Origin of the sequence: Nocardia sp. NPDC057353 (genome assembly GCF_042667085.1) — a bacterium.
Lineage (GTDB): Bacteria > Actinomycetota > Actinomycetes > Mycobacteriales > Mycobacteriaceae > Nocardia.
Genome location: NZ_JBHVAK010000040.1, coordinates 41746 through 61108, shown reverse-complemented (window position 1 = coordinate 61108; position 19363 = coordinate 41746). Strand labels below are relative to the sequence as shown.

Annotated in this window: 18 protein-coding genes; 12 read left to right on the top strand and 6 right to left on the bottom strand. The window is 74.2% G+C overall.

Annotation, left to right across the window (positions count from 1 at the left end; translation table 11 throughout):
- The first annotated feature begins 223 nt into the window (after window positions 1-223).
- From pafA to ACFUUZ_RS20865, 7 genes are all read left to right on the top strand, one after another.
- Window positions 224-1582, top strand: coding sequence for a Pup--protein ligase (gene pafA / locus ACFUUZ_RS20895; RefSeq protein WP_378698604.1), 1359 nt, complete (start codon window positions 224-226; stop codon window positions 1580-1582).
- Window positions 1583-1606: 24 nt separating this feature from the next.
- Window positions 1607-2602, top strand: coding sequence for a helix-turn-helix transcriptional regulator (locus ACFUUZ_RS20890; protein WP_378698602.1), 996 nt, complete (start codon window positions 1607-1609; stop codon window positions 2600-2602).
- Window positions 2599-3579, top strand: coding sequence for a helix-turn-helix transcriptional regulator (locus ACFUUZ_RS20885; RefSeq protein WP_378698600.1), 981 nt, complete (start codon window positions 2599-2601; stop codon window positions 3577-3579). Before ACFUUZ_RS20890 ends, ACFUUZ_RS20885 begins: the two co-directional genes overlap by 4 nt.
- Before the next feature lie 93 nt (window positions 3580-3672).
- Window positions 3673-3939 (top strand): Sec-independent protein translocase subunit TatA, encoded by a 267-nt coding sequence (tatA, locus tag ACFUUZ_RS20880; protein ID WP_378698598.1) that lies wholly within the window; start codon window positions 3673-3675, stop codon window positions 3937-3939.
- Window positions 3940-4157: 218 nt separating this feature from the next.
- Window positions 4158-5111, top strand: coding sequence for a twin-arginine translocase subunit TatC (tatC, locus tag ACFUUZ_RS20875; RefSeq protein ID WP_378698596.1), 954 nt, complete (start codon window positions 4158-4160; stop codon window positions 5109-5111).
- A gap of 3 nt (window positions 5112-5114) precedes the next feature.
- Entirely contained in the window at window positions 5115-7820 is a 2706-nt protein-coding gene (locus tag ACFUUZ_RS20870; protein ID WP_378698594.1) for a DEAD/DEAH box helicase, read from the top strand.
- Window positions 7821-7937: 117 nt separating this feature from the next.
- Complete coding sequence (locus tag ACFUUZ_RS20865) at window positions 7938-8612, top strand: DUF4333 domain-containing protein (RefSeq protein WP_378698592.1); 675 nt, start codon at window positions 7938-7940, stop codon at window positions 8610-8612.
- A gap of 136 nt (window positions 8613-8748) precedes the next feature.
- Here ACFUUZ_RS20865 and ACFUUZ_RS20860 read toward each other — a convergent pair whose 3' ends face one another.
- Window positions 8749-9708 carry a 5'-3' exonuclease H3TH domain-containing protein gene (locus tag ACFUUZ_RS20860; protein WP_378698590.1) on the bottom strand — a complete coding sequence of 320 codons (960 nt, stop codon included), beginning with the start codon at window positions 9706-9708 and terminating at the stop codon, window positions 8749-8751.
- Between the two features lie 181 nt (window positions 9709-9889).
- On the opposite strand from ACFUUZ_RS20860, the gene ACFUUZ_RS20855 reads away from it, so the two are divergent.
- Complete coding sequence (locus ACFUUZ_RS20855; RefSeq protein WP_378698588.1) at window positions 9890-11011, top strand: M24 family metallopeptidase; 1122 nt, start codon at window positions 9890-9892, stop codon at window positions 11009-11011.
- Between the two features lie 134 nt (window positions 11012-11145).
- Here ACFUUZ_RS20855 and ACFUUZ_RS20850 read toward each other — a convergent pair whose 3' ends face one another.
- Window positions 11146-11550 (bottom strand): PPOX class F420-dependent oxidoreductase, encoded by a 405-nt coding sequence (locus tag ACFUUZ_RS20850; RefSeq protein WP_378698586.1) that lies wholly within the window; start codon window positions 11548-11550, stop codon window positions 11146-11148.
- 60 nt (window positions 11551-11610) lie between these two features.
- On the opposite strand from ACFUUZ_RS20850, the gene ACFUUZ_RS20845 reads away from it, so the two are divergent.
- The 4 genes from ACFUUZ_RS20845 (at window position 11611) to ACFUUZ_RS20830 (ending at window position 15210) form a co-directional block, all read left to right on the top strand.
- Window positions 11611-12351, top strand: coding sequence for an SDR family NAD(P)-dependent oxidoreductase (locus ACFUUZ_RS20845; protein WP_378698584.1), 741 nt, complete (start codon window positions 11611-11613; stop codon window positions 12349-12351).
- Window positions 12352-12550: 199 nt separating this feature from the next.
- On the top strand, window positions 12551-13801 hold the full coding sequence (gene cbiE / locus ACFUUZ_RS20840) for a precorrin-6y C5,15-methyltransferase (decarboxylating) subunit CbiE (protein WP_378698582.1): 1251 nt from the start codon (window positions 12551-12553) through the stop codon (window positions 13799-13801).
- 78 nt (window positions 13802-13879) lie between these two features.
- Window positions 13880-14482 (top strand): hypothetical protein, encoded by a 603-nt coding sequence (locus ACFUUZ_RS20835; RefSeq protein WP_378698580.1) that lies wholly within the window; start codon window positions 13880-13882, stop codon window positions 14480-14482.
- Window positions 14479-15210 carry a cobalt-precorrin-6A reductase gene (locus ACFUUZ_RS20830; RefSeq protein WP_378698610.1) on the top strand — a complete coding sequence of 244 codons (732 nt, stop codon included), beginning with the start codon at window positions 14479-14481 and terminating at the stop codon, window positions 15208-15210. Before ACFUUZ_RS20835 ends, ACFUUZ_RS20830 begins: the two co-directional genes overlap by 4 nt.
- A 61-nt stretch (window positions 15211-15271) precedes the next feature.
- On the opposite strand, the gene ACFUUZ_RS20825 is transcribed toward ACFUUZ_RS20830, so the two are convergent.
- Genes ACFUUZ_RS20825 through cobG form a run of 4 tightly spaced genes read right to left on the bottom strand, consistent with a single transcriptional unit; the run spans window position 15272 to window position 19319 of the window.
- Window positions 15272-15808 (bottom strand): PadR family transcriptional regulator, encoded by a 537-nt coding sequence (locus ACFUUZ_RS20825; RefSeq protein WP_378698578.1) that lies wholly within the window; start codon window positions 15806-15808, stop codon window positions 15272-15274.
- Window positions 15809-15833: 25 nt separating this feature from the next.
- Window positions 15834-17537, bottom strand: coding sequence for a precorrin-2 C(20)-methyltransferase (locus ACFUUZ_RS20820; protein ID WP_378698576.1), 1704 nt, complete (start codon window positions 17535-17537; stop codon window positions 15834-15836).
- Window positions 17534-18169: a precorrin-8X methylmutase gene (locus ACFUUZ_RS20815; RefSeq protein WP_378698574.1), complete on the bottom strand. Its 636-nt coding sequence runs from the start codon at window positions 18167-18169 to the stop codon at window positions 17534-17536. Before ACFUUZ_RS20815 ends, ACFUUZ_RS20820 begins: the two co-directional genes overlap by 4 nt.
- 25 nt (window positions 18170-18194) lie before the next feature.
- Window positions 18195-19319 (bottom strand): precorrin-3B synthase, encoded by a 1125-nt coding sequence (gene cobG, locus ACFUUZ_RS20810; RefSeq protein WP_378698572.1) that lies wholly within the window; start codon window positions 19317-19319, stop codon window positions 18195-18197.
- Window positions 19320-19363: the final 44 nt, after the last annotated feature.

The window sequence follows — 19363 nt, the reverse complement described above, 5'->3', positions numbered from 1 at the left end:
GGGAGGCACCGTGGGGTGCGTCCCCTCGCGGTCGGTTCGCGGCGATCGGCCGCGCCCGGAGCCGAGCCGTCACCGCGGCCTTTTTCGTACCGGAATTTTTCGGGTCCCGGGCGCCCCGGGGCGTTCTTTGCCCGGCCCGGACCGGCGATCGTTGTGAGAACGTAGGCAACGTGGTTCTCCCGACAGCCCCGCCACCGGCGCGAATGGCTGTAATGTCGATGGGGTGCAGCGACGAATCATGGGGATCGAGACCGAGTTCGGTGTCACGTGCACCTTCCACGGTCACCGTCGGCTGTCCCCCGACGAGGTGGCCCGGTACCTGTTCCGCCGGGTGGTTTCCTGGGGCCGCAGTTCCAATGTGTTCCTCCGCAACGGCGCGCGGCTCTATCTCGACGTCGGGTCGCACCCGGAGTACGCCACCGCCGAGTGCGACAGCCTCGCCCAGCTGGTGACGCACGACCGGGCGGGCGAGCGGGTGCTGGAGGAGCTGCTGATCGATGCCGAGCAGCGGCTCGCCGAGGAGGGCATCGGCGGTGACATCTACCTGTTCAAGAACAACACCGACTCCGCGGGCAACTCCTACGGCTGCCACGAGAACTTCCTCGTGGTCCGCGCGGGCGAGTTCTCCCGGATCTCCGACGTGCTGCTCCCGTTCCTGGTCACCCGGCAGCTGATCTGCGGCGCGGGCAAGGTGCTGCAGACGCCGAAGGCGGCCACCTTCTGCCTGTCGCAGCGCGCCGAGCACATCTGGGAGGGCGTCTCCTCGGCGACCACCCGCTCGCGCCCGATCATCAACACCCGCGACGAGCCGCACGCCGACGCGGAGAAGTACCGCCGGCTTCATGTCATCGTGGGCGACTCCAACATGGCCGAGACGACGACCATGCTCAAGGTCGGCACCGCCTCCCTGGTCCTCGAAATGATCGAGGCCGGGGTCTCCTTCCGTGACTTCGCCCTGGACAACCCGATCCGCGCCATCCGCGAGGTCAGCCACGACCTCACCGGCCGCCGCCCGGTCCGGCTGGCGGGCGGGCGGCAGGCGAGCGCGCTCGACATCCAGCGCGAGTACTACGCCCGCGCCGTCGAGCACCTGCGCAACCGCGACCGCGACCCGCAGGTGGACCAGGTGGTCGACCTCTGGGGCCGCACCCTGGACGCGGTGGAGGCGCAGGATTTCGCCAAGGTCGACACCGAGATCGACTGGGTGATCAAGCGCAAGCTCTTCCAGCGCTACCAGGACCGCTACGGCATGGAGCTCTCCGATCCCAAGATCGCCCAGCTGGACCTGGCCTACCACGACATCAAGCGCGGCCGCGGCGTCTTCGACCTGCTGCAGCGGAAGGGGCTGGCCAAGCGGGTCACCGAGGACGAGGCGGTGGACGCCGCGGTGAACACCCCGCCGCAGACCACGCGGGCCAAGCTGCGCGGCGACTTCATCACCGCCGCGCAGGAGGCGGGCCGCGACTTCACCGTCGACTGGGTGCACCTCAAGCTGAACGACCAGGCCCAGCGCACCGTGCTGTGCAAGGACCCGTTCCGCTCGGTGGACGAACGGGTGGATCGCCTCATCGCCTCCATGTGACGGGCGTCGATTACCCTCTATCGGGTGGCGATATCCAAGGTCGAACGGCTGATGAATCTGGTCATCGCGCTGCTCTCGACCCGGCAGTTCCTCCCCGCCGAGCGGATCAGGACGAGCGTCGCGGGGTACGAGGACTCGGCCAGCGACGAAGCGTTCAGCCGGATGTTCGAGCGGGACAAGAACGAGCTGCGCGATCTCGGCATCCCGCTGGAGGTCGGGCCGGTCGGCCGGTTCACCTCGGTGGAGGGGTACCGGATCAACCGGGACGCCTACGAGCTCCCGGAGATCGACCTCACCAGTGAGGAGGCCGCCGCCGTCGCGGTCGCCGTGCAGATGTGGGAATCGCCGGAGCTGGCCGCCGCGGCGGAGGGCGCGCTGCTCAAGCTGCGCGCCGCGGGCGTGCACGTGGAGACCGATGCCGCCATCGCCTCGGTGCCCGCCGTCCCGGCCCGCACGCGCGGGTCGGAGCCGGTGCTGAACAAGCTGCTCGGCGCGGTGGACGCGGGCCGCGCGGTGCGCTTCGAGCACCGGGCCCGGTTCGACGCGCCCTACCTCATGCGCGATGTCGAGCCGTGGGGCGTCGTCACCCACCGGGGCCGCTGGTACCTGGTCGGGCACGACCGCGACCGGGATGCCGTGCGCACCTTCCGGCTCTCCCGGATCGGCGACGACATCACCGCGCACGGCCCGGAGAACGCCGTCCGCAAGCCGGACGGAGTCGACCTGCGCGAGGTGGTCGCCCGGGTCACCGGGGACTCCCCGGTGGTCGGCACCGCGGCCGTGTGGGTGGCCGAGGGCCGCGGCCGCGAGCTGCGCAGGCGCGGCACCGTGACCGGGACGAAGGTGCTGGCGGGCAGGCCGGGCGAGGTGGTCGAGCTGCCGGTGCGCTCCTACGGCTGGCTGGCCAGGCTGATCACCGGGCTCGGCGCGGACGCGCTGGTGCTCGGCCCGGACGAGCTGCGCACCGACGTGGTTGCCCGGCTCCGCTCGGTCCTCGACCGCACCGAGGTGCCGCTGTGACCAGCAGACTCTCCGTGCGGCTCGCCCGGCTGCTGAACATGGTGCCGTACCTGATCGCCAACCCGGGCATCAGCGCCGCGGAGGCCGCCGCCGACCTCGGCGTCACCACCAAGCAGCTGATGAGCGACCTGAACCAGCTCTGGATGTGCGGGCTGCCCGGGTACGGCCCCGGCGACCTGATCGACCTCTCCTTCTCCGAGGAGAGCATCGAGGTGACCTTCTCCGCGGGCATGGACCGCCCGCTGCGGCTGACCTCCACCGAGGCGACCGCGCTGCTGGTGGCGCTGCGCTCGATCGTTGACATGCCAGGCATGGTCGACCCGAGCGCCGCCTACGCCGCCATCGCCAAGCTGGAGGCGGCGATCACCGGCGCCGCGCCCGCGCCGTCGGCGCTGCCCGGCGCCGAGCCGCCGGTGGAGCCGCCCGAGGTCGCCACCGTGCGGGCCGCGCTGGCCGACGGCCGCGCGCTGCGGCTGGTGTACTACTCGGCGAGCCGGGACGAGGTCGCCGAGCGGGTGGTCGACCCCATCCGCATCGTGCTGGTGGACGACAACAGCTACCTGCAGGCCTGGTGCAGGCAGGCCGAGGGGGTGCGGCTGTTCCGGTTCGACCGGATCGAGGGCGCCACCGAGCTGGACGAACCCGCCGTGCCGCCGCGGGACGCCACCGACCGCGCTGCCGGGCTCGACCTCTTCCAGGACGACCCGTCGGTGCCGCTGGCCCGGCTGCTGATCCGCGCCGACCACGCCTGGGTGCTGGACCAGTACCCGATGCACCGGGTGCGGTCGACGCCGGACGGCGGGCTGGAGGCCACCATGCGCTTCGCCACCCTGGACTGGATGGCCCGGCTGCTGCTCGGCTTCGGGGCCGGGGTCACCGCGCTCGGCCCGCCGGAGTTGGTGGCCGCCGTGCGCGAGCGCTCGACCGCGGCGCTGGCCGCGTACGCCGAGGCCGGGTTGGCCGGATCCGGCATCTGATGGCGGTTGCCCGCAATTACTGGCCGCAACACGCGGTCACCGTTATCCCGGTCCGGTAGCATCGGACCTACCACAGCTTCGGGAGGTAGAACAATGGGCAGTCTGAGCATTTGGCACTGGCTGATCATCGCCGCGCTCTTCGTGATGTTCTTCGGTGCCAAGCGGCTCCCCGACGCCGCCCGCGGCCTCGGCCGCTCGCTGCGCATCTTCAAGAGCGAGGTCAGCCAGATGCAGAACGAGAGCGGGAGCCAGCAGGCCGCGCCGCAGCAGCAGGCCGCCGAGCCGACGCAGCAGCTGCCCGCCGCGGCGCCGCAGCAGGCGCAGGCCACCGAGCAGAAGACGCAGTCCAAGTCGCTCTGACGAGCTGAGGCGGCCCTGCCGCTCCGCCGGACCGGACGCGTTCCGGACGGAGGCCGGGATCGCGCGCCACGGCGCCGGGCCGGGCGGCACAGCGCAGGCGCAGCACGAGCGGCCGCCGCGCTGTCCGGGCGTCCGACACCGCCAATCCACACCACTCCGCATCCACGACGCAGCCGGCAGGTGCCGCGCCGCGCGACCGGCCAGGGGCCTCACCGATCATGCGAATCCCGTTCGATCCGCGGCGCAGCCGACGCCGGACGAACCCCGACGGCACCATGTCGTTGGTCGAGCACCTCCACGAACTGCGCAGCCGCATGCTCAAGGCGATCGCGGCCATCGCGCTCGGCACCCTCCTCGGCTTCCTGTGGTACTCGCACTCCTTCTTCGGGATCGAAAGCCTGGGCGAGCTGCTGCGCGGCCCCTACTGCTCGCTGCCGCCCGAGGCGCGCGCCGCGCTGACGCCGGACGGTGCCTGCAGGCTGCTCGCCACCGGCCCGTTCGAGCAGTTCATGCTGCGCCTCAAGGTCGGCATGACCGCGGGCATGGTGCTCTCCGCGCCGCTCTGGCTCTACCAGGTGTGGGCCTTCATCACCCCGGGGCTGCACCCCAACGAGCGGCGCTACGCGATCGGCTTCGTCGCCACCGGCACCGTGCTCTTCGCCGCGGGCGCGGTGCTGGCCTACGTGATCGTCGCGCACGCCCTGAGCTTCCTGCTCACCATCGGCGACAACGTGCAGATCACCGCGCTCAGCGGCACCCAGTACTTCGGCTTCATCATCCAGCTGCTGGTGATCTTCGGCGTGAGCTTCGAGTTCCCGTTGCTGATCATCGGGCTGAACCTGGTCGGCGTGCTCAGCTACGCCAAGCTCAAGGCCTGGCGCCGCGGCATCGTCTTCGCGCTCTTCGTCTTCGCCGCCATCGTCACCCCGCAGGACCCCTTCTCCATGCTGGCGCTGGCGCTCGCGCTGACCGTGCTCTTCGAGCTCGCGGTGCAGCTCTCCCGGTTCAACGACGGCCGCAGGGCCCGGCGCGAGCGGGACGGCGGGCTCGGCGGGCTCGATGACGAAGAGGCCTCCGCGATCCCGACGCCGTCCGGCGTCGACGCGGCGGCCCCGGTCGCGCAGCCCGGGAAAACCCCGCGCTCGGTGTCGGACTACTCCGATACGCTCTGAGGAGTGACACACGACCGGTCGCTGACGGGCGAATTGGCACGCTTCGCCGCTCACCTCTCCTTCGCGCTCGACCCCTTCCAGCGGGATGCCTGCGCCGCCCTCGAGGCGGGGCACGGCGTGCTGGTCTGCGCGCCCACCGGCGCGGGCAAGACGGTGGTCGGCGAGTTCGCCGTGCACCTCGCGCTCGCCTCGGGCGGCAAGTGCTTCTACACCACGCCGATCAAGGCGCTCTCCAACCAGAAGTTCGCCGACCTGGTCGAGCGGCACGGGCGGGAGAGCGTCGGGCTGCTCACCGGCGACCAGTCGGTGAATCCGGGCGCCCCGGTGGTGGTGATGACCACCGAGGTGCTGCGCAACATGCTCTACGCCTCCTCGGACGCGTTGCACGGGCTGTCCTATGTCGTCATGGACGAGGTGCACTACCTCGCCGACCGGTTCCGCGGCGCGGTCTGGGAGGAGGTCATCCTGCACCTGCCCGCCGAGGTCAGGCTGGTCAGCCTGTCCGCGACGGTCAGCAACGCCGAGGAGTTCGGCGCCTGGATGGAGACGGTGCGCGGCGACACCGCCGTCGTCGTGGACGAGAACCGGCCGGTGCCGCTCTGGCAGCACGTGATGGTCGGGCGCAGGCTCTTCGACCTGTTCGACACCTCCTCCAGCGACCAGAAGATCATCGTGGACGAGGATCTGGTGCGCTACATCCGGCAGCGGGAGAGCGCGGACCGGATGAACAACTGGGGCGCTCCGCGCGGCCGCGGCGGCGGGCCGCGCCGCGACTTCCGCCCGCTGCCGCGCCCCGAGGTGCTGGCGCAGCTGGACGAGGAGGGGCTGCTTCCGGCGATCACCTTCATCTTCAGCCGGGCGGGCTGCGACGGCGCGCTGGCGCAGTGCGTGCGCTCCCGGCTCGACCTCGGCCGCCCCGACGAGCTGGCGGAGGTCGACCGGATCATCGAGCGGCACACCGGCGAGCTGCCGCGCGGCGACCTCGAGGTGCTCGGCTACTGGGAGTGGCGGGAGGCGCTGCACCGCGGCCTCGCCGCGCACCACGCGGGCATGCTGCCCGCCTTCCGGCACACCGTCGAGGAGCTGTTCGTGCGCGGGCTGGTGCGCGCGGTCTTCGCCACCGAGACGCTGGCGCTCGGCATCAACATGCCCGCCAGGACCGTGGTGCTGGAGCGGCTGGTCAAGTTCAACGGCGAGTCGCACGCCGAGCTCACCCCCGGCGAGTACACCCAGCTCACCGGCAGGGCCGGGCGGCGCGGCATCGATGTCGAGGGGCACGCCGTCGTGCTCTGGCAGCCGCAGGTCGACGCCAGCGCGGTGGCCGGGCTCGCCTCCACCCGCACCTACCCGCTGCGCAGCTCGTTCCGGCCCGGCTACAACATGTCGATCAACCTGATCGACCGGATGGGCGCGGCCGAATCCCGCGAGCTGCTGGAGCGGTCGTTCGCCCAGTTCCAGGCCGACCGCTCGGTGGTCGGGCTGGTCCGCGGCATCGAGCGCAACCAGGGCCAGCTCGCCAAGCTGCGCGACCAGCTCGGCGGCGCGGGCGGCGGCATGCTGGAGTACATCGAGCTGCGCGAGCGGATCTCGCAGCGCGAGCGGCAGCTCGCCCAGCAGCGCAGGGCCGACCGCCGCGGCGCCGCCGCGGACGCGCTCACCGCGCTGCGCCGCGGCGACGTGGTGGCGATCCCGACCGGGCGCAGGGCGGGGCTCGCGGTGATCCTGGAGCCGGACGCCACCCCCGGCGACCCGCGCCCGCTGGTGCTCACCGAGGACAAGTGGGCGGGCCGGGTCTCGGTCGCCGACTTCCCGGTCCCGGCCGAGGCGCTCGGGCACATGCGGCTGCCGCGCCGGGTCGACCACCGCACCGCGCGCACCCGGCGCGACCTGGCCTCGGCGCTGCGCAGCACCGGCATCGCCGCGCCGGGGCGGGGCAGGCGCAACGGCGGCAGGGCCGATGCCGCGGAGGACCGCGAGCTCTCCACGCTGCGCCGCACGCTGCGCGCGCACCCGGCGCACCACCGCCCGGACCGCGAGCAGCTGTGCCGGGTGGGGGAGCGGTACAGCCGGCTGGAGCGGGAGACCGAGTCCATGCGGCAGAAGGTCGCCGCCACCACCAACTCACTGGCCCGCACCTTCGACCGGATCGTCGGTTTGCTGGCCGAACGCGGGTACGTCGCCGACGGCGAGGTCACCGCGGATGGCAGGCGGCTGGCGCGCATCTACACCGAGAGCGACCTGCTGGTCGCCGAGTGTCTGCGACAGGGCAGCTGGCGCGGGCTCGGCCCGGCCGAGCTGGCCGCGGTGGTCTCCGCGCTGGTGTACGAATCGCGCCAGGAGGTCGGGCTGATCGGCGCGAGCGGCCCGACCCAGCCCATCCGGCGCGCGCTGAACGCCACGCTCGCCATCTGGAGCGAGCTGCGCGCCGACGAGTCCGCGCACCGGCTCGCCCCGACCAGGGAGCCGGACCCCGGCTTCGTCGGCACCGTCTACCTGTGGGCGCGCGGCGACGGGCTGGCCGACGCGTTGCTGGCCGGTGGCGACCAGAGCTCGCCGCTCTCGGCGGGCGATTTCGTGCGCTGGTGCAGGCAGGTGATCGATCTGCTGGACCAGATCCACGGCACCGCCGACGATGTCGAGGTGGCGGCGACCGCCGCCAAGGCGGTCCGGGCGATCCGGCGGGGTGTCGTCGCGGTGGACGCCGCGTGACCCGACCGGGTGTGATTTGATTTCCTCGCGTACCGACCGTGTACGCAGCCGTCGCCGGGCGACGGGTCGCGCACGGGGGGCTACCGTGTGGACAACGATGCGAGTGGAGGCAACTGGATGAGCGGCCCGTACGGACCGAGCGGCCCCGACCAGGGACGCAACGATCCCACCCAGCAGTGGGGTGGACAGCAACCGGTGAGCGGCGCGCAGCCGACGCAGCAGTGGACCGGTCAGCCTCCCTCGCAGGCGCAGCCGACCCAGCAGTGGGGCGGCGGCGACCCGTCGCAGCAGCAGCCGCAGCAGCAGTGGGGGCAGTCGCAGCCGCAGTGGGGGCAGCAGCCGCAGCAGTCCCAGCCGCAGTGGGGCCAGCAGCCGCAGCCCCAGGCGCAGCCGCAGCAGCAGTGGGGGCAGCCCCAGCAGCCGCAGCAGCAGTGGGGCCAGCCGCAGCAGCAGTGGGGGCAGCCGCCGCAGCAGCAGGGCGGCAAGAACAAGGGGCTGCTGATCGGGCTGATCGTCGGCGGGCTCGTCGTCGTCGGGCTGATCGCCGCGCTGGTGCTCGCCGTCACCGCGACCGACAAGCTGGACCAGGCCGCCGTGCAGGACGGCGTCGAGAAGGTGCTCGGCGACTCCTACGGCATCCAGGACATCGGCACGGTCTCCTGCCCCTCCGGGCAGGAGGTGAAGGTGGACGCCACCTTCACCTGCACCGTCGACGTCAGCGGCGAGTCGAAGGTCGTCACCGTCAAGATCACCAGCGAGGACGGCACCTACGAGGTCGGGCGCCCCAGCTGAGTTCGGTCCCGGCGGGATTCCGCCGGGATTTCCGGGCGGCGCCGACGAGGGGCGTCGCCCGGTTTCCGTTGTCCGGGTGCGGCGCCGGTTCGCCCCGCTGCGGCGGATGCGCGCGGCCCCGCGGAGTCGGTTCGATTCAGCCCGCGTGGGCGGCGGCCATCGCCTTGATCAGCCGTTCGATCGGGCTCTCCGCGTTGTACTCGGCGGCGAGTTCGCGCAGCCGGGCGGGGTCGGCGGGTTCGGCGGGGAGCGCGTCGTCGGTGGAGAGGGCGACGTCGGCGTCGCGGACCACCCGGACCACCGGCGCCGCGGCGGTGAGGTAGTCGGCGGCGGCGCGGAGCTTCGCGCGGACCCCCGCCGCCAGGTCGGCGCCGGGATCCTCGACCGCGGCGCGCAGCGCCTCCAGGGAGCCGAAGCGCTGGATGAGCGTGGCCGCCGACTTGTCGCCGATCCCGGCGACGCCGGGCAGCCCGTCCGAGGCGTCGCCGCGCAGCGTCGCCATGTCCGCGTAGGCCGGGCCCGCGTTCGGCACCGGAACCCCGTACCTCGCCGCCACCTCGGCGGGCCCGAACAGCTCCGCCTTGGCCAGCCCGCGCCCGGCGTAGAGCACCCGGACCCGCGGCTCCGGCTCGTCGCGCACCAGCTGCAGCAGGTCGCGGTCGCCGCTGACCACCACCACCGGATCGGTGCGCTCGCGGTCGGCGAGCGTGCCGAGCACGTCGTCGGCCTCCAGCCCCTCGGCGCCGCCGGTGGCGATCCCGGCCGCGGCCAGCACCTCCATGATCATCGGCACCTGCGGGGTGAGCCGGTCCGGCACCACCTCGGTGCCGGGCGCGGCCGCGGTGTCCAGCCGGTGCGCCTTGTAGCTCGGCACCAGCTCCACCCGGTACGCGGGGCGCCAGTCCAGGTCGAGCGCGACCACCAGCCTGCTCGGGGTGTGCTTGGTGATCAGCGAGGCCACCATGTCGGTGAAGCCGCGCACCGCGTTGACCGAGCGGCCGTCCGGGGCGGTCAGCTTGTCCGGGATGGCGTGGAAGGCGCGGAACCACAGGCTGGCGCCGTCGAGCAGCAGCAGGGGCCGGTCGGGATCGCTCACGCGCCGAAGGGTACCGGGCGCCCCCGACACCGGGGCGGCGGCGCGGCGCGGGCCGGTCGCTCCGGCGCGCCGCCCAGCCCGCGGCCGCGAGCGACCGGCCGGTGCGGCCGCACCTCCTCGTCCGGTGCTCGCAGAGCGGGCGTTGCACGCGGGGCGGCCGCGGGCCGGGTACGGTCGAGCCATGAGCGAGGAGACGCGGTTCGCGGCGGAGGTCTACGGTGACCGGCTGGAGCGGGCGGTCACGGCCATGCGCGCCGCGCACCTGGACGCCCTGCTGGTCACGCCCGGCCCGGACCTGCGCTACCTGCTCGGGTCGGCGGCGCAGTCCTTCGAGCGGCTCACCTGCCTGGTGATCAACGCCGACGGTGCGACCCCGGCCGTGGTGGTGCCCAAGCTGGAGCTGGCCTCGCTGCACGGCTCCGCCGTCGCCGACCTCGGGCTGCGCGTGCTGGACTGGGTGGACGGCACCGACCCGTACAAGCTGGTGCGCTCCGCGCTGCACGCGGGCTCGCGGGTCGCGGTGGCCGACGCCATGCCCGCGCTGCACCTGATCCCGCTGGCCGAGTCCTTCTCCGGGCTGCCGGTCTCGGCGACGCCGGTGCTGCGCGAACTGCGCATGATCAAGGACGCGGCGGAGATCGAGGCGCTGCGCCGGGCGGGCGCCGCCATCGACCGGGTGCACGCCAGGATGGCCGACTTCCTCATGGCGGGCCGGACCGAGGCGCAGGTCGCCGCGGACATCGAGCGGGCCATCCTGGAGGAGGGGCACACCGAGGCGGCCTTCATCATCGTCGGCAGCGGCCCGCACGGTGCCGACCCGCACCACGAGGTCTCCAACCGGGTGATCCAGCGCGGCGACGTGGTGGTCGTCGACATCGGCGGCCCGGTGGAGCCCGGCTACTACTCCGACAGCACCCGCACCTACGTGCTCGGCGAGCCGCGGACCGAGGTGGCCGAGCGGGTCGCCGAGCTGGAGCGCGCGCAGGCGGCCGCGGTCGCCGCGGTGCGGCCCGGGGTGACCGCCGAGGAGGTGGACGCCGCCGCGCGGAAGCCGCTGACCGACGCCGGGTTCGGCGATGCCTTCGTGCACCGCACCGGGCACGGGATCGGGCTCTCGGTGCACGAGGAGCCGTACATCGTCGCGGGCAACGACCTGGCGCTGCGCGCCGGGATGGCGTTCAGCGTGGAGCCGGGGATCTACTTCCCCGGCGAGTGGGGCGCCCGGATCGAGGACATCGTCGTGGTGACCGAGGACGGCTGCGAGCCGGTGAACCAGCAGCCGCACGGGTTGACCGTGCTCTGAGCGTGCCCGGGTAGCCGCGACCGCCCGAGTCGACGATCCTGCGCGCGTGCCGGGCAAGCGGCTTCGCGGTGCGGCGCGCGGGCGCGACGGGCGCTCGCGGGTGCGGCGGACGGTGTCGGCGCCTCGGGGTCCGGCTACTGCTCGCGCAGTGTGCGGCTGGAGAGCACCTTCGCGACCCGGATCACCAGGACCACGCGGGTCGGGTTCTCCCTGGGCACGCGGTAGCGGGCGGCGTAGCGCCGCTCGGCCTCGGCGACGCTCGCCGGCTCCTCCCACACCTCCGCCGGGCCCTCCAGGGTGAGCCAGCGCGGGCCGTCGACCTGGCTCACCGCGGCGTAGCCGGAGCGGCGGGCATTGCGCGCCTTGACCGACTTGCCGTCGGTGATCACCCGGGCCAGCCCGGCCTCCGCGTCCCAGGTGAAGCCGACCGCGGTCACCTGCGGGGTGCCGTCGGCGCGGAGCGTGGTGAGCGTGGCCAGGTGCCGCTCGGTGACGAATTCGCTGGCGGCGGGGGTGAGCTGCGTGATGCCGGTCGTCATGGCACGACGGTAGCCGGGGCGCGCTCCGGCGCCGCGGCCGGTGCCTGACAGGATGGGCGCATGGCAGAAGGAACCGTTCTGGTGCTCGGCGGACGCAGCGAGATCGGGCTCGAGGTGGCGCAGCGCCTCGCCCCGGGGCGCACCGTCGTGCTCGCCGCCCGGCGCAGCGCCGACCTGGCCGCCGAGAGCGCGCGGCTGACCGCGGCGGGGGCGGCCGCGGTGCACCCGGTCGAGTTCGACGCCGACGATGTCGCGAGCCATCAGGCGCTGCTGGAGAAGATCGCCGCCGAGCACGGCGCGATCGGGGTCGCGGTGCTCGCCTTCGGGGTGCTCGGTGATCAGGCGCGGGCGGAGCAGGACCCGGCGCACGCCGTCGCCGTGGTGCACACCGATTTCGTCGCGCAGGTCTCGGTGCTCACGGTGCTGGCGAACCTGATGCGCGCGCAGGGGTCGGGGCAGCTGGTGGTCTTCTCCTCGATCGCCGGGGCGCGGGTGCGCCGGGCGAACTACGTCTACGGCTCGGCCAAGGCGGGGCTGGACGGCTTCGCCTCCGGGCTCGCCGACGCGCTGCACGGCACCGGGGTCCGGCTGCTGCTGGTCCGGCCCGGGTTCGTCATCGGCCGGATGACCGAGGGGATGACCCCGGCGCCGTTCTCCAGCACGCCCGACCGGGTCGCGGATGCCGTCGTGCGCGCGCTGGACAGGGGGCGGGCGCGGGTCTGGGTGCCGTGGGCGCTGCGGCCGGTGATCGCCGTCATGAAGCAGCTGCCGCAGGTGGTGTGGCGGCGGATGCCGCGGTGAAGGTCGGGGTTGACCGCGGCTCGCGGGCCGTCGCGGGGGCGTGGCTGTCGGGTTGCGACGTATGGGCTGTGACAGAGGCACGGTTGCCGGGAGACGCCGCACGGGCTGCGGTAGGGACGCGGTTGGCGGGCTACGGCGCGCGAGATCGGCGCGCTGACCTCGTGTTGCGCACGTTCCGTTGCGGCGGCGCGGGGGCGGCATGAGCGCACCGGCGTGGTCGGGGGTGCCGATCCTGGTCGTGGGGATCGGGGCGGACGGGTGGGACGGGATCCTGCCCGCTGTGCGGGCCGAACTCGCGGCGTGCGCGGTGCTGTTCGGCTCGGCTCGCCAGCTCGAGCTGGTTCCAGTGGACAAGGTGCCCGCGCGGCGACGCGCGTGGCCGTCGCCCCTGCTCCCCGCGCTGCCTGCGCTGCTCGGCGAGCACGCGGGGGAGCGGGTCGCGGTGCTGGCCAGTGGGGATCCCATGTTCTTCGGGATCGGCGGCACGCTGGCCGGGCTGTTCGGCCCGGCGGCGCTGCGGGTGCGGCCGCAGCCCTCGTCGGCGGCGCTGGCCTGCGCCCGGCTCGGCTGGCCCGCCCAGGACGTCCCGGTGGTGAGCGCGGTCGGCAGGCCGGTGCGGACCGTGCTGCCCGAGCTCACCGACGGCCGCAGGATCCTCGTGCTCAGCGCCGACGGCACCACCCCGGCGGCGCTCGCGAAGCTGCTGTGCGACAACGGGTTCGGCGGGTCGCGGCTGACCGTGCTGGAGCAGCTCGGCGGCCCGGCCGAGGAGCGGCGCACCGGCACCGCCGCGGACTGGCCGCACCCGGAGTGCGACCCGCTCAACATCGCCGCCGTCGAGGCCGTCGCGGACGACGACCACCTCCGGCTCACCCGGACCCCCGGCCTCCCGGACGCCGTCTTCGGCGGCGACGGCCAGTTCACCAAGGCCGAGATCCGCGCGCTCACCCTGGCCGCGCTCGCCCCGGCCCCCGGCGAGCTGCTCTGGGACGTCGGCGGCGGCTCCGGCACCATCGCCATCGAGTGGTGCCGCACCCACCCAACCTGCCGCGCGGTCACCTTCGAGCAGCACGCCGACCGCCGCGACCGGATCACCGCCAATGCCGCCGCGCTCGGCGTCCCCGGCATCGCGGTGCGCGGCGCCGCGCCCGATTTCCGGCCGGAGGACGGGACACCGGACGCCGTCTTCGTCGGCGGCGGGATCACCCAGCCGGGATTGCTGGAGGCGTGCTGGGCCGCGCTGCCGGTCGGCGGGCGGTTGGTCGCCGCCGCGGTGACGGCCGAATCCGAGGCCCTGCTCCTGGCGAACTCCCACCGGTACGGCGGTACCCTGCGCCGCTACCAGGTGTATCGCGGCAAGCCGCTGGGCGGGTTCACCACGTGGTCGCCACAGCTGCCGGTGACGCACTGGGCGGTGCGAAAGAGCGGCGAAACCTCGGCGGGACCGTGAAAACGGGGAGCGCGACGGGGTAGGGTCGGCCCCGAGTTCCGGTCGCCCGGAAAACGGATTTTCCTGATGGGGAGACAGATGAAGTACAGCAAGTTCGCCGCCACCGCGCTGCTGGCCGCCGCCGCCACCGGCATCGCCTCCGGCACCTCCTACGCCGCCCCGGTCCCCGCCCCCGCCGAGCAGCAGCAGGCCACCTCGCCGTCGGTGCAGGGCCAGGACAAGGGCATCGACTACGCGGTCGCGCTCGCCGACGCGGGCAAGTCCATCGTCACCACGGTCACCGGCGGCGCCTTCAGCCTGGACGCCGACGGGCAGGCCGTCACCCTGACCAACGCCGCGGGCGAGGTCGTCACCAGCATCCCGCTCAGCGGCAAGGCCCAGGGCCAGGAGGTGGCGATCGGCGCCGCCGTCGCCGCGGACGGCAGCTCGCTCACCCTGACCCCGGTCGCGGGCTCGGTCGGCGGCATCAAGGACATCTCCTCGCAGGACTGGTTCTTCGCGGAGCTGCAGCGCGCCTCGCTCGGCGCCGCCGTCGGCGCCGTGATCGGCGCCCTGCTCGGCCTGATCGGCATCGTCACCATCATCCCCGGCGCCGTGATCGGCGGCGTCATCGGCCTGCTCGTGGCGGGCGGCCCGTCCCTGCTGAACGCGGGCGCCGCCTACTTCAGCGGCCAGCCCTGACCCGGGTCCTGATCCTGGGCGGGACCGCCGACGCGCGGAACCTCGCCCGCATCGCGGCCGGCGAGCGCGGACTCGCCCACGGGTCGACGCTCGCCGGCCGCGTTCGTGCGCCGGTGCTGCCCGAGGGGGAGGTGCGGGTCGGGGGGTTCGGCGGGGCAGAGGGGTTGCGGGCGTGGTTGCGCGACAACGCGATCGACGCCATGGTGGACGCCACGCACCCCTTCGCGGCGACCATGAGCGAGCACGCCGCCGCCGCGGCATCGGCCGCGGGGATCCCGCTGCTGCACCTGCGCCGCCCCGGCTGGGTGGCCGCGCGGGGAGATTCGTGGACCCGCGTGCCCGCGCTCTCCGCGGCCGCCGCGGGGCTGCGCGGGCGGGTCTTCCTGACCATCGGCAGGCAGGGCGTCTCCGCCTTCGCGGGGGTCGCGGACGCCTGGTTCCTGATCCGCGCCATTGATCCGCCGGAGCCGCCGCTGCCGCCGCGCCACGAGATCCTGCTCGCCCGCGGGCCGTTCGCCGTCGCGGACGAGATCGAGCTGCTGCGTGCGCACCGGATCGACGTGCTGGTCACCAAGGACAGCGGCGGGCCGGACACCGAGGCCAAGCTGGTCGCGGCCAGGGCGGTGGGGGTGCCGGTCGTGATGGTCGATCGGCCGCCGCTGCCCGCGGGCGGCGCCCCGGTCGTCGCCACGGTGGACGGCGCGATGGAGTGGCTTCGTCTGCGGTGACGCTCCGGCAATCCGGTGCCGGGTCGGGAGTCCCCGTACCCGGTGCGGAGATTTCGGCGTACTACTCCGGTGCCCCGCCGTCCAGGATGGCGGCGAGATCGTCGAACCAGCCGAGCACCGCGCGCTCGTAGCGGATCCCGAACTCCAGGGTGGCGCGCTGGTAGCGGGCCTGCGGGGGGCACTCCTGGGCGAGGTAGCCGTCCAGCCGCCGCTGGTGCACGGCGCGGTTGGCGGCCGCGATGCGGTCGATGTGCGGGCGGTCCAGGTGCTCGCCGAAGGAGAGCGTGAGCAGCAGCGGGACGCGGATGGTCTCGGCGCCGGGATCGCGGGCGATCCACTCGCCGAAGGCGGCCTTGCCCGCCTCGGTGATCCGGTACGGGGTGCGCTCGCGGGCCCCCGCCGCGCCCTTCTCGACCAGCCCCGCGGCGTCCATGGCGGCGAGTTCGCGGTAGACCTGGCTCTGGGTGACGGTCCAGAAGTCGCCGATCCGCCGCTGCGCCTCGGCCACCAGGTCCCAGCCGGAGCGCGGCCCCTCGTGCAGGAATCCCAGCAGCGAGGCGGCGGTCGCGTTCAACGGCTTCGGCTTCGGTTCACTCATGCTGCGCACCTTCCTCTGTGGAATATTAGCGCGGCAGGGCGGCGTAGCGGCGCGAGGTGAAGACCCTGGCGCCGTGCACCGCGGTGGTCGAGGCGCCGATGATCAGCAGGGTGCGCATGTCGACCACGGCCGGGTCGAGCTCGGCGAGCGGGACGACGCGGACCGATTCGGTCGGGCCGCCGACGTCGCGGCCGAGAATCACCGGGGTGTCCGGGGCGCGGTGCTCGAGCAGCAGGTCGCGCATGGCGGCGACCTGCCAGGTGCGCTGCGAGGAGGCCGGGTTGTAGACGGCGATGGCCATGTCGGCGGCGGCGACCGCGGCGATCCGCTCGGCGACCACCTCCCACGGCTTGAGGCGGTCGGAGAGCGAGATCGTCGCGTAGTCGTGGCCGAGCGGGGCGCCCGCCCTGGCGGCGACGGCGTGCGCGGCGGTGACGCCGGGGAGCACCCGGACCGGCACGCCCGCCCAGCGCGGGTCGGCGGCCTCCTCCAGGACGGCGGCGGCCATGGCGAAGACGCCGGGGTCGCCGGAGGAGACGACGGCGACCCTGGCACCGCGCCGGGCCAGGTCCAGCGCCATGGCGGCGCGCTCCGATTCCACCCGGTTGTCGCTGGCGTGGCGGCGCTGGCCCGGCCGGGTCGGGACCCGGTCGATGTAGGTGGTGTACCCGACCAGGTCGGTCGCCTCGGCGAGCGCCGCCGTGACCTCCGGGGTGGTCCAGTTCGGGTCGCCCGGCCCGAGCCCCACGACGACGACCTCGCCCGCGGGGCCGCTCTCGGCCACCGCCGGGCCACTCGGGACCACCGCCGCGGATCGCTCGGCGCCGTTGGCTGCGAGCGGGCTGCTATCGTCCGCGGTCGGTGCGCCACCGCCAGCGGGAAGTGCGCCCTCGGACAGTACGGCGCCGTCCGCCGCCGGGATGTTTCCCGAAGCCGCGTCGCGGACGCGCGCCCGGCCGGACCCGTTGTCGCCGACGCCGACCCCCTCCGGTGTGAGCGGGATGTGCGTCTCCGGCTTCGGACCCGGAACGACCGCGATGGCGAAGTACGGGACACTGCCCTCGTCGACGTCGGCGGCGCGCAGCACCCGCTGCCGCCCGGTGCTGGCGCGCTCGACGTAGAAGGCGTCGTCGAGCCGCCCGGCGTCGGAGAGCGCCTGCCGCACGGCGGGGTACGTGCGGCCGAGTTTGAGGACCGCCGCCGCCTCGGTCGAGCGCAACCGCTCGGCGAGTTCGGCGGCGGGCAGCGTGCCCGGCAGCACGGTTAGCACCTGCTCACCCTCGACCAGCGGCGTGCCGAGCGCGGCGGAGGCGGCGCTCACCGAGGTCACGCCGGGCACGATCTCGGCCTCGAACCGGTCGGCCAGCCGCCGGTGCATGTGCATGTACGAGCTGTAGAAGAGCGGGTCGCCCGCGGCGAGCAGCGCCACCGAGCGCCCCGCGGCGAGGTGGACGGCGAGCCGCTCGGCCGCCTGCTCGTAGAACTCGTCGATGGCGCCCTGGTACCCGCCGGGGTGGTCGGTGGTCTCGGTGGTCACCGGGTAGACCAGGTGCTCCTCGAGCTGGCCCGGCCGCAGGTAGGGCGCGGCGATCGCGCGCGAGATGCTGCGCCCGTGCCGCGCGCTGTGGAAGGCGACGACGTCCGCCGCGCCGATGACCCGCGCGGCCTTGACGGTGACGAGTTCCGGGTCGCCGGGGCCGAGCCCGACACCCCACAGCTTGCCGCTCACTCCGCCTCGCTCGCGATGGCGTTCAGCGCGGAGGCGGTGACGGCGCTGCCGCCGCGCCTGCCGCGCACGGTCAGGTACTCGACCCCGCCGTACTCGATCAGCGCCTCCTTGGACTCCACCGCGCCGATGAAGCCGACCGGGATGCCGAGGATCGCGGCCGGGCGCGGGGCCCCGGCGTCCAGCATGTCGAAGAGGTGGAAGAGCGCGGTGGGGGCATTGCCGATGGCGACGACGGCACCCGCCAGCCGGTCCCGCCACAGCTCCAGCGCGGCGGCGGAGCGGGTGGTGCCGAGCTCGGCGGCGAGCGCGGGGGTGCGCGGGTCGGCGAGGGTGCAGAGCACCTCGTTCCGCGCGGGGAGGCGCTTGCGGGTGACGCCGGCGGCGACCATGGTCGCGTCGCAGAGGATGGGGGCGCCCGCGCGCAGCGCCGTGCGGGCGGCGGTGACGACGCCGGGGGAGAAGGCGATGTCGTCGGCGAGGTCGACCTGCCCGGTTCCGTGGATCATCCGCACCGCCACCTGCGCGATGTCGGCGGGGAAGCGCTCCAGGTTCGCCTCGGCGCGGATGGTGGCGAAGGACCGCCGGTAGATCTCGGCGCCATCGGTGAGGTAGCCGGAACGGGTTACGGACATGGGCACAACAGTAGGACGTGGGCAGTCATGGCTCGGTCACCCGGTAGCCGTCCGGGCCCGCGACGATATCGGTGGCCGAACCGTGTGGGTGCCCGCACCGGCGTTCGCACCCGGACCAGTGCTGCCGCCCGTGCACGTGTCCCGACTCCACCGCGGCGGCGGCGTCGGCGCGCACGTCGGTGTGCGACTTCGCGCAGCCGGGCGCCCCGGCGCAGGTGCTGACCCGCACCCACGGCGAGTCCGCGTCGAAGATCAGCCCCATCGGGGCGAGCACCCGGACGACCTGCTCGGCGGTCCACTCGTCGAGATCGGGGAGCACCAGCCCGCGCCACGGCGTCACCAGCACCGGCCGCTCCACCGCCGCCACGAAGAGCGCGGTGCGCGCGGGCAGCACCCCGAGCCGGACCCCGGCGCCGAGCGCGACCAGCCCGTCGTCCTGCGGCAGCCAGCCGATCGGCGGCTGCTCCGCGGGGTCGGGGACGACCGGCCCCGCCGCGGTGCCCGCGAACCCGAGCAGCTCGCGCACCCGCGCGGCGCCCTCCGGTACCTCGGCGAGCCGCCACGCCGTCCCACGGATCTCCGCGAAGGCGCGCGCGGCGGCGAGTACCAGCCCGACGGCATCGCCCGCGGCCACCCGGATCCCGCTGTCCGCCCCGGCGAGCAGCACCGCGAACACCCCGGGCTGCACCGCGTGCAGCCCGATGTCGGCGCCGAACCCGCTGACGTCGCCGCGGCCGTCGTCGAGGGTGAACAGCACCCGCCCCGGCAGCTCGGCCAGCTCCGGCGCGGCCCGCAGCCCGGCGTCCAGCGCCGGGACCAGCGCGCGCACGTCGGCCACCCCGCCCGCCAGGCCGGAGAGCGGGGAGGCCACGATATTGCGCACCCGCTCGTGGGTGGGGCTCGGCAGCAGCCCGGCGGCGCCGAGCCGCGCGCTGAGCGCGGCGGCGTCCCGGATGCCGCGCAGCTGCACATTGCCGCGCGAGGTCAGCTCGAGGGCGCCGTCGCCGAGCTCGTCGGCCGCCTCGGCCAGTGCCTGCAACCCGGCGGCGCCGAGCTGCCCGCCCGGCACCCGCACCCTCGCCAGCGGCCCGTCGGCGGCCTCGTGCAGGGTCAGCACCCCGGGGCAGGAATCGGCATTCGATCGCGTCATGACCCGTCCAGCCTACGGACCCGGTACCGGCTCCGCTCGGGCCG

Coding starts and splice junctions, on each gene's coding strand:
- tatA (WP_378698598.1), top strand. CDS start 3,673: ATGGGCAGTCTGAGCATTTGGCACTGGCTGATCATCGCCGCGCTCTTC.
- tatC (WP_378698596.1), top strand. CDS start 4,158: ATGCGAATCCCGTTCGATCCGCGGCGCAGCCGACGCCGGACGAACCCC.
- ACFUUZ_RS20865 (WP_378698592.1), top strand. CDS start 7,938: ATGAGCGGCCCGTACGGACCGAGCGGCCCCGACCAGGGACGCAACGAT.
- ACFUUZ_RS20855 (WP_378698588.1), top strand. CDS start 9,890: ATGAGCGAGGAGACGCGGTTCGCGGCGGAGGTCTACGGTGACCGGCTG.
- ACFUUZ_RS20850 (WP_378698586.1), bottom strand. CDS start 11,550: ATGACGACCGGCATCACGCAGCTCACCCCCGCCGCCAGCGAATTCGTC.
- ACFUUZ_RS20845 (WP_378698584.1), top strand. CDS start 11,611: ATGGCAGAAGGAACCGTTCTGGTGCTCGGCGGACGCAGCGAGATCGGG.
- cbiE (WP_378698582.1), top strand. CDS start 12,551: ATGAGCGCACCGGCGTGGTCGGGGGTGCCGATCCTGGTCGTGGGGATC.
- ACFUUZ_RS20835 (WP_378698580.1), top strand. CDS start 13,880: ATGAAGTACAGCAAGTTCGCCGCCACCGCGCTGCTGGCCGCCGCCGCC.
- ACFUUZ_RS20825 (WP_378698578.1), bottom strand. CDS start 15,808: ATGAGTGAACCGAAGCCGAAGCCGTTGAACGCGACCGCCGCCTCGCTG.
- ACFUUZ_RS20815 (WP_378698574.1), bottom strand. CDS start 18,169: ATGTCCGTAACCCGTTCCGGCTACCTCACCGATGGCGCCGAGATCTAC.
- cobG (WP_378698572.1), bottom strand. CDS start 19,319: ATGACGCGATCGAATGCCGATTCCTGCCCCGGGGTGCTGACCCTGCAC.